Genomic DNA, 9,076 nt, shown 5'->3' with positions numbered 1-9,076 from the left:
ATCACTGATGACAGTCATTTCATGCTTTTCCATATTGCCCGTTGCATTACGGCTGTAGAAAAAGCCCTGTTGATTTCCTACCAGCTCCGGATTATAAACACAGTAATAACCCAGAGACAAATTGGTGGTTTTGGAAAATCTGTCAAATAGCTCCTGAATATTATGATCAATATAGCTGCGCCTGATTGGATCCTTGATATCATCAGCGTTGTTAATAAAAAAATCAGCAATACTTACCATATGGTCAACGGTATCCTCAAACCTTATATATTCCTGATCTATCTTTTCCGCCTCATTAGTGGTAAGGGTATTCATTTCTATAGCAATATCCTTATCCTTTTCACTTCCAACAATTTCAAAGGCGGCAAAACACAACACTCCCGTCAGAACAAGCAGTGTCGCTATAAGAAAAGCCATTACCTGCTTCTGTAATGAGCCTGCCTTATCCATGGTATTGCCTCCTTTCTCTATGGGAGGTGGACCCAAAATCTATACTAATAATATTTTACATTTAATTTTAAAATCCTGCTTTTTGATATATCATAATTTCCTAAATTTTCTGATTTTTTCGTCAATAAAATGATATAATATACTTAAGAAATTCTCGTGAGAAAGGAGGGAAAAAGCTATGAAAGGGCCTAAGAAGTGGTGGCAGGAATATGATGGTTCGGAAAAGGAGGGCTGGCAGGACCCAGATCCTTTACATCCTGATATTGACGATCGCCATTATCCTGATGAGGAGGAGGAAATCGGACAGGAAGAAGATGTATATGGAAAAAAGTATAAGTAATGCCTGTGAATTTTAAAAGGCTCGGCCTGGTACGGACGAGCCTTTTATTGTATGTAAAATAATAGTATTTTAACACTTAATTAATATTATAATAAGTTTATTTAAATAATTATTTAATTATTTTTTATCATTTTATTAACAGTATAATATTCAATCATAAACCATTGCTTTCACAATAATCTATAAGCGCAGCCGTTATTATAGCATTCATACTCATACTCTTTTTGTCTGCCACCTTCTCCAGGCGTCCCTTTAAATCCTCGGTCATATATACGGACAGTCGGGAATCTTTTTTTATTTCCTTGGTAGGTCGTCCCCGCCTTTTAGGTGCCACATGATTTTCTGATACATTTTGGTCATGTATCATTTCTTCAGTGGTAACAGTGTTCTGTGCAGTCTGGTCCACATTTTGTTCTTCCTCCTGCTGAAGGGGAACAACTGGCTTTGCCCTGCCGGTAAAATCTCCCAGGGCTGCTGCAGTATTATTAAGGTCCAATTTTTTTGCCATTATTTTCACCTCATTTTAGTGTTATTATAACTTTAAATTAGTATTTTTTTAGCTTTTATTAATCGTTAAATAAGACTAATTCAATGGGAGATTTATATGCCCACTGAATGTAGTCGAATTAATCCATAGCTTTGCGGACGTATCCAAGAGGCAAAGCCTATTGGTTAATACGTCCCATGCGAAAGTGTCCTGCAAAGCAAGACCATGGTCTTAGCTGAGCAGCTGACACTGACCGCTATGGGGGCTTTTCTCCCAATTAAGAAAAGGGAACATTAGCACCCGTTAGCCTGGGGTTAAAATATTGCTTTTTTAATTTTTATTAAACAGTTCCAGGACCTCATCTGTAAATGCTTCATAATCCTTGGCACCGTCTGATTTGGCATCCACATTGAACACGTTAGTATGAAGGGCGGTACATTGATGGAATACTGTACGCTCCTTTATATGGGTATTAAATACGATACTGTTGATTTGGGCTGCGGCCTGATGGAATACATCCACAGCAAATTTGTTGGCCTGGGTCCGGGGAACATCCCTTGTAATCAGAATACCATCAATTTTCAGTCCCGGATTATAATCAGCCGCACTCTGAATAGCGGAATACAAATCACCAAGACCGGTAACGCTTCGCTGGTCTGCATCACATACCCCAATAACGCGGTTGCAGGCAACCAATGCCAAAAATACTATCCCTGACATACTCGGAGCCGTATCCAGAACCACAAAGTCATAGCCCTCAACCTTGGCCAGGGCCTTTTTTAATAGGAAATCTGAACCCTTTTCCTCAAATTTGCTTCTTTGATTCTCAATGCGCTTATCGGCTCCCATAAAATCATAATACTCATTGTGCTGTACCACATCCTCCAAAGGAGCCCCTAAAATAAAATCAAAGGTTCCGGCTACAGTTCCTATAGCCTCACCACCGGAATCAGCTGTGAAATTTGCCTGGGGATCAAGATCTATAGCCAATACCTTATAGCCCTTTCTGCCCAGAGCTGCACAAAAATTAATGGCAGAGGTGGTTTTACCTGTGCCACCCTTTTTGTTTGAAAACGCAACAATTTCCATTTATACACCTCATTTTTACTCTTAAAAAAAACATTTATTAAACAGCATATAAATGTTTTTTTATAATTTTAATATTACTATAATACAGTTATATTAGTATTTTTTTTCGTGTTTTGCAAGTCAATATATTTTTAAAAAATTAAAAAACACACATTACCACCTCTCATCTCCTTCCTTTTCTGTCCTTTTCAGTTATCCGGAGATTATTGTTGATAAATGGTGTGTTTTCTTTTTTTTATGTTTTATATTTTTTTATGTTTTTAGTTTTCCTCCAGGCCATATATATCAAGGGGTTCATGGATTATACAAGACTTAATTGTATAAAATATATGACTGGATTGTATCATAAGTATGACCGAAATGTATCATTTATCAGATTAAATTGTATAGTTTACCTGACCGGATTGTAGCATTACATGACCTAATTGTATCATAAAAATTCTTCAATATAGATGTTATGATGAAACTTTCTATACAATTTGGTCATGTATCTGTGGATAAATCTGAATTTTCATGGTGACTTCATATTCTTTGATACAATATGGTCAGCTTATATGGCGTTTTCTAGGGGGAATAAAAAATAATGATACATTATGGTCATCTATTGTATGATGTCCTGGTTCAGATATTTTTCTTTAGAACTAAGCTCTCCCAAGCCGCGCTGCCTGAAGTACTGGCTTTGGGCAGCATTCCCTCTGGAGCTATGATCACTGTCTATTTTAGACGGTTTGCCTTACATAATGAGGCTGGGGGTTACCTGTTTTATCTTCAGGTAAATAATAGTTGGATGGCGTTTTAAAAATACATGACTAGATTGTATCATTTATCTCACATAGAGGAGGGAGTCTTAGCATCCGTCAGCATCGGATAAAATAGATAAAAACGACAAAAATGACCTTATTGTAACAATAGGAGACCAGATTGTATCATTAGTTTTAAAAAAATCTTAAAAAAAAGATACAATTAGGTCATATATAGCCAATATGTGACTGAATTGTATCATAGATTTATGAAACATGACCTAATTGTATCAAAAATTTTTAAATAATAATGTAAAGTATTGATACAATCCGGTCATCTATTAAAAATTCACTATACAATTCGGTCATCTGATAGATATTTATTAAATATTTTGCCAGATACATGACCTAATTGTATCATAAAAGTTAGCAACTTTTTATACAATTAGGTCATGTATCAATGAAAAAACATGAAACGATATCATTCAACACCAGAAAACACGGGACGTTACAATACACGACTTAATTGTAACATTTTTGGAAAAAATATCAAAAAGTATTATACATTTCACTCAGATAATGCTATAATGAACGCGTAAGACCGATATATATTGAGGTTCTGTATTCTTTTCTATTTGAAAAGTCTTATATTATCTGTTCGAGTTCACTGGATTAAGCTCGATTAAAAGAAATTTTTAACATGGGGATTGTAAAGGGATGAATACGAAGCTTAATAGCCATAAAAGCAAAACAAAACAAATAATATTGCAGGCCAATACCCTTATTGAATCCGCCTCATTTTTTTCCAATTTAATGGAAGCAAGGCTTTTCTATTTGGCCCTGGCCAGCTTAAGGCCACAGCTGAAGGATGGGGAGCCGGCAGAAAATAAAATTGTCAGTATACCATCTGTGGAGGTTATTAAGATGTTTGGCGGCAATAATGCATATTATTCGCGGTTGAAGGGATTTTGCAATAATCTCCAGGGGATTCGTGTGGAGCTGCAGGATAATGAGGAAAAGGGAAAGCTGGTATCAGTAGTACCGTTTCCAAAATTTGAATTTGATAAAAAAAAGGGAATGCTTTCCATAGAGCTGCATAAGGATTTTGCTCCTTATGTTTTGGAATTGGCTGACAAGCCCTATACCCAGATTGCCGCCAGCTCCATTTTTTCCCTGAAGTCCACCCATTCCATTAAGCTGCTGGAGCTGCTGCTGCAATACCAGGGCTTTGAGAAATTTAAGACCTCCGGAGTTATTGAGCGTGAATTTTCCCTGGATGATTTGCGGTTTTATATGGGTATCCCCGATGATAAATATCAGAACGTATCGGTATTCATTCGTTCTGTTATTACTTATTCCATTAAGGATATCAACAATAATACCAGCTATTATATTGAATTTGAAAAAATCAAGCCAAGCCGCACCATAACGGGATTTAAATTTTATCTCAGAAAAAAGGATAATGCTCCGAAGGTGGAGGAAAATATTACTGTGGCCGATGATGATCTGGTGGAGATTCTTCTGAAATATGGTATAGGAAAAATAGTGGCCAATCGCTTTATACGTACCTATGATACCAAACGGATAAAGGATAATGTGCAATATACATTGACCCAGCATGGGGTAAAGAATATTCCTGCCTATATGCGCAAGGCAATAGAGCAGGATTATGCCGGTAATGCCAGAAGGGCTGCTGCCCAATTTGATTTATTTAACCAGAGTCATTTGAATAATTCTGCCTCTGAACAGGCCTGTGAACAGTTCCTGATTGAAAAGGGATTTGGTGAGACCTCCAGGGAGGTTATAATGGCTCATGTCAGGGTTGGGGATATGGATGATGTGATAGACACCCTTTTGGGGGAAATCGATAAGGCAGAGTTTTATAGATGCTATTTAATGGCTGATTTTTCTTCCTTGAGGAATGAAAGGGCATCAACAGATGACGTAAATGTATCAGAGCCTTTGGCAGGCGGGGAAGAGCCTGTGCCAGAGTTTGACAGCTATGTATATGCCTCAGAGGATAAGGATACCATTGATGATGCTTCCTCCAGTATTTTGGGAGTGGTGGAAAATCCGCCGGAGGTCAGCCCGCCCCATGTGGAGGAGCATGCCAATTCCGTTAAGGAGGGGCTAAAAAACCAGCTGGTGCTTACCGTATTGGTTGAGGGAGGCAAGATCAGCAAGGAATTTCTTCAGCAGTGCTTGGATGCCAAGCTTAATATCAGCGAAATTCAAAGCATTGTGGGTAAAACATCAATTGCTGATATCTTGGAATAATGGCCGGCACAGACAGGCTGATTTGATATATTGAGCTATATGATTGTGAGACAGAGCGCTAAAACCTTGGCGTTCTGTTTTTTTGTCCATTGATAAAAAAGTATACAATTTGGTCATGTATTTATCTAATCTAATTTTAATAATGGCTTTCAACTAATATTCAGACAATGCTGTTATATTATAACTGTAGGAAAAATTAAGGACGCTATTTTGTGTATCTCAGCAATTTACTATGAAATCTTAGCAAATCAAATCCGAAGGATGCAGATGAGCTTTAGATTTCGTTGTAAGGGCGTGTGGACACCATCAGGTGTCCAGTAAGTTTATACCGAGAGGAAGTGAAGCTGTATGGATACAAGCGATGTCAACAATTATTTGAAAAAGGTGAGACGATATTTAAAGAAAACCAAGCTTAATGATTTATCAAAGATGATTGAATTAACCAAAATGGATAACCTGGGCAAGGGGAAAGCATTTTTCGTAGCAGGTGTTGTGGCCTGGTCGGCCTTTTCCTGCAGCTTTGGCAATGTAAACAGTGCCTCGGCAGCCCAGATTGGCTTGATGAGCACGGCTACCGCATTAACCGACAGCATGCGACTTGGTGGCATACCGTACCGCAACAGAAACGGAAAGGTAGTGGTTTCCGGCAGTGCCTCCAAAAATGATTACATCCTTGAAGGGTGCCAAACCAGGGCCCAGGTGGCTTATAATATGGCCCGGGCCAACGAGCCGCGTATTACCCTGGATATGCTGGCCATTGCCAACGAACTGGGGACCTCCATGGAGGGGTTGGAGTATTCTGTAAAGACAGCCTCCAGCATAAAGAGCAAGATTGACCGGAAAACCAATAAGGCACTGGAAGCCGGGGAAATTCCCAAGCAGGATTTTGAATATATTTCCGAGACCGGGGACTTGCTGCGCTATACTGAAGTGGTAAATCATGACGATATGGCCAATAAGGTCCGTGAAACTGTAGAGCTCCTTGAGGATAAGGGGTATGTGCTGGATGAGATAGATAATAAATATTTAAATAAGGAGGGCCGATATAAGGCTGTTCATCTAAATTTTACCAGTCCTTCCGGTCAGGCCTTTGAACTCCAGGTACATTCCCAGGAGACCCTGGCGGCCAGCCGGGCTACTCATACCATGTATGAAGAATGGAGAAATCCAGGCACCAGCCCTGAGCGAAGGACGGAGCTGTTTTCCGAGATAAAGAGCACCTATGACAGTTTACCGTTACCAAAAAATATTGAGCAGCTTAGTAACTATAAAAGGGTGGTTTAAAAACATTTTATAAACATTTTTTTAACCATATTATGTAGCTAATATAACTTTATTTTAATGTTATTATTTTGATAACAACAAGTATTTGATATATCCCATATGACCTTCCTAATGGAAAGCACCTGCCAGTTTTGTGACAGGTGTTTTCTCTTTTGGCATTAAATAAAGCAGGATTTTCCCGGGGTAATGACGAATAACTGTCAATCAAGACAAAGAGAAGAAATATGAGATAAATAGGGAGGTGAGTTTTTATGGGGGCTGAAGAAATTAAAAAATTAAAGGGAATAATTGATAAAAGCCGATCCATGGTGTTTTTGGGTGGTGCAGGTGTTTCCACCGAGTCGGGAATTCCGGATTTTCGCAGTGCAAAGGGGCTGTATAATCGGAAGCTGAAGCAGAAATTTTCACCGGAGGAAATGGTATCCCATACATTTTTGGAGGAGCATCCCAAGGAGTTTTTTGATTATTACAAAAAAAATCTGATATATCTGGATGCTAAACCGAACTATGCCCACAAAGCCTTGGCCAAGCTGGAGGAAATGGGCAAGCTGAAGGCCATCATAACCCAGAATATAGATGGTCTCCATCAAATGGCCGGATCTAAAAATGTAATAGAATTGCATGGATCTGTTCATCGTAATTTCTGTGTGAAATGTCATTCGGCCTATGATGCAGACTTTGTTGTGAAAAGTACTGGTATCCCGGTCTGTCCCAGCTGCGGAAGTATGGTGCGTCCCGATGTAGTACTTTATGAGGAGGCCTTAAATCGTCAAGATCTGATAGATGCAGAGGAGGCTATTTCCAAGGCTGATACCATGATAGTAGGTGGAACGTCCCTGATGGTATATCCGGCTGCCAGTCTGGTACGGTTTTTCCGTGGGGTAAATCTGATTGTTATCAACAAGACGCCTACACCGGCTGATGAATGGTGCGATTTGGTTATTCATGACGCCGTGGGGAAGGTGTTAAAGGCCTGTGTATTAGATCAGATTAAAAAATAGTATTAGAGCTGACTGCTGTCAACATGATATTGTGGTCAGCTTTTTTAATGGGATAAAACAATTAAAATAATACTTATTTACTGTTAAAATATAGTTTAATAAATATTAATTTAGATATTTATCTACACAAAGGTAACACCTAAAAAGGTCAACTTAAATAAAATATATAGTTGACGGTCAACATAAGCAGCAATATAATGATAACGATGGCGTGCGCCAGGTATCATTATACAGTGGTTAACAATTCTGCAAAATTCAGGTGGAGTTAAAGCTCCACCGCAATTTAGTTGAATTTTATGTGAGGTGTGTGGCAATGAAAGCGTTGGATATCCATGAGCTGGTGGATAAAATTATAGCTGGGGAGAGAATAAGCCGTGAGGATAATGTATCCTATTTGTTGGATACTCCTCTCCAGGAATTACAGGAAGGGGCCCAGAGACTTCAGGAGCATTTCTGCGGTAACCATGTTGATTTATGTACTATTATTAATGCCCGTAGCGGCCGTTGCGGGGAAAATTGCCGTTATTGTGCCCAGGCTGCTTGTCATAAAACCGGTGTGGATGAGTACGGCTTTTTATCTGAACAGGAAATTTTGGAAAATGCCAAGGCCAATGAGGCTGCAGGAGTAAACAGGATTGCCCTGGTCACCTCCGGCCGGGCATTAACCGGCAAGGACTTTGAAAAGGCCTTGTCCACCTACAGGACAATGAAGGAGACTCTGTCCATTGGTCTGTGCGCCTCCCATGGGATTATTTCCCGGGACCAGCTCAGGCAGCTTCGGGAGGTGGGGGTGACCCGCTATCACCATAATATAGAAACCAGTGAGGGATATTATCCGGAAATTTGTTCCACCCACACCTATGAGGACAGGATAAATACCATTAAGGCAGCCCAGGCTGAGGGCTTGGAGGTTTGCTCAGGCGGAATAATCGGCATGGGGGAGAGCTGGCAGGACCGTATAGATATGGCCTTTGCCTTACAGGAGTTAGGCATCCAGTCTATTCCGATTAATATTTTGGTGCCTATACCGGGAACAGGATTGGAGCATCAGGAGCCTATTTCAGCGGAGGATGCCCTGAGAACCATGGCTATCTTCCGGTTTATTAATCCAACAGCCAATATCCGCATGGCTGCAGGGAGAAAGGTGCTGCCGGACAGTGGAGCCACCGCCTTCCGGGGGGGAGCCTCTGCCACAATAACCGGTAATATGCTTACCACCTCCGGTACAACCATAAAGGAGGATATGGGGCTGCTGAAAAAATTAGGCATGACTAATCAATAAAGGACTTATTTGGAGATATCCCGCGATTATTAAATAACTCAGTGAAAAAACAGTGCTGTTGGGTTATAATATTACTCAACTTTCCCACCACAAAAATAAAGCCAATTCCTTGAAAATATTGGTGTC

At 39.8% G+C, this 9,076-nt stretch carries 8 protein-coding genes; 5 read left to right on the top strand and 3 right to left on the bottom strand.

The features are described 5' to 3' along the window. Positions 1 to 450: hypothetical protein (locus tag Q0Y54_RS09610; protein ID WP_297966924.1), on the bottom strand; the 450-nt coding region annotated here is incomplete at its 3' end. A 178-nt stretch (positions 451 to 628) separates the two neighbouring features. Here Q0Y54_RS09610 and Q0Y54_RS09605 point away from each other — a divergent pair. Then, positions 629 to 790 carry a hypothetical protein gene (locus Q0Y54_RS09605; RefSeq protein ID WP_297966919.1) on the top strand — a complete coding sequence of 54 codons (162 nt, stop codon included), beginning with the start codon at positions 629 to 631 and terminating at the stop codon, positions 788 to 790. 154 nt (positions 791 to 944) lie between these two features. Here the strand turns inward: Q0Y54_RS09605 and Q0Y54_RS09600 are convergent, their stop codons facing one another. Next, positions 945 to 1,298: a hypothetical protein gene (locus Q0Y54_RS09600; RefSeq protein WP_297966916.1), complete on the bottom strand. Its 354-nt coding sequence runs from the start codon at positions 1,296 to 1,298 to the stop codon at positions 945 to 947. Between the two features lie 309 nt (positions 1,299 to 1,607). Next, positions 1,608 to 2,366 (bottom strand): ParA family protein, encoded by a 759-nt coding sequence (locus Q0Y54_RS09595; protein ID WP_297966913.1) that lies wholly within the window; start codon positions 2,364 to 2,366, stop codon positions 1,608 to 1,610. Between the two features lie 1,457 nt (positions 2,367 to 3,823). Between Q0Y54_RS09595 and Q0Y54_RS09590 the strand changes: the two genes are divergently transcribed. The 4 genes from Q0Y54_RS09590 to bioB all read left to right on the top strand — a co-directional run bounded on the left by Q0Y54_RS09590 (position 3,824) and on the right by bioB (position 8,950). Further along, a complete protein-coding gene (locus Q0Y54_RS09590) occupies positions 3,824 to 5,383 on the top strand; it encodes a replication initiation protein (RefSeq protein WP_297966910.1) in 1,560 nt (519 codons plus the stop codon). Between the two features lie 348 nt (positions 5,384 to 5,731). Continuing rightward, positions 5,732 to 6,667, top strand: a complete 936-nt coding sequence (locus tag Q0Y54_RS09585) for a hypothetical protein (RefSeq protein WP_297966907.1) — start codon at positions 5,732 to 5,734, stop codon at positions 6,665 to 6,667. Positions 6,668 to 6,918: 251 nt separating this feature from the next. Beyond that, positions 6,919 to 7,668 carry an NAD-dependent protein deacylase gene (locus Q0Y54_RS09580; protein WP_297966904.1) on the top strand — a complete coding sequence of 250 codons (750 nt, stop codon included), beginning with the start codon at positions 6,919 to 6,921 and terminating at the stop codon, positions 7,666 to 7,668. A 313-nt stretch (positions 7,669 to 7,981) separates the two neighbouring features. After that, the gene (bioB, locus tag Q0Y54_RS09575) at positions 7,982 to 8,950 is read left to right on the top strand and encodes a biotin synthase BioB (protein ID WP_297966901.1); all 969 of its coding nucleotides are present in this window, start codon (positions 7,982 to 7,984) and stop codon (positions 8,948 to 8,950) included. The last annotated feature ends 126 nt before the right edge of the window (positions 8,951 to 9,076 follow it).

The organism is uncultured Anaerovibrio sp. (genome assembly GCF_947302755.1).
GTDB lineage: Bacteria > Bacillota > Negativicutes > Selenomonadales > Selenomonadaceae > Anaerovibrio.
Note: the sequence above shows the minus strand (reverse complement) of the source record. Positions and strands in the feature narration are given on the sequence as shown.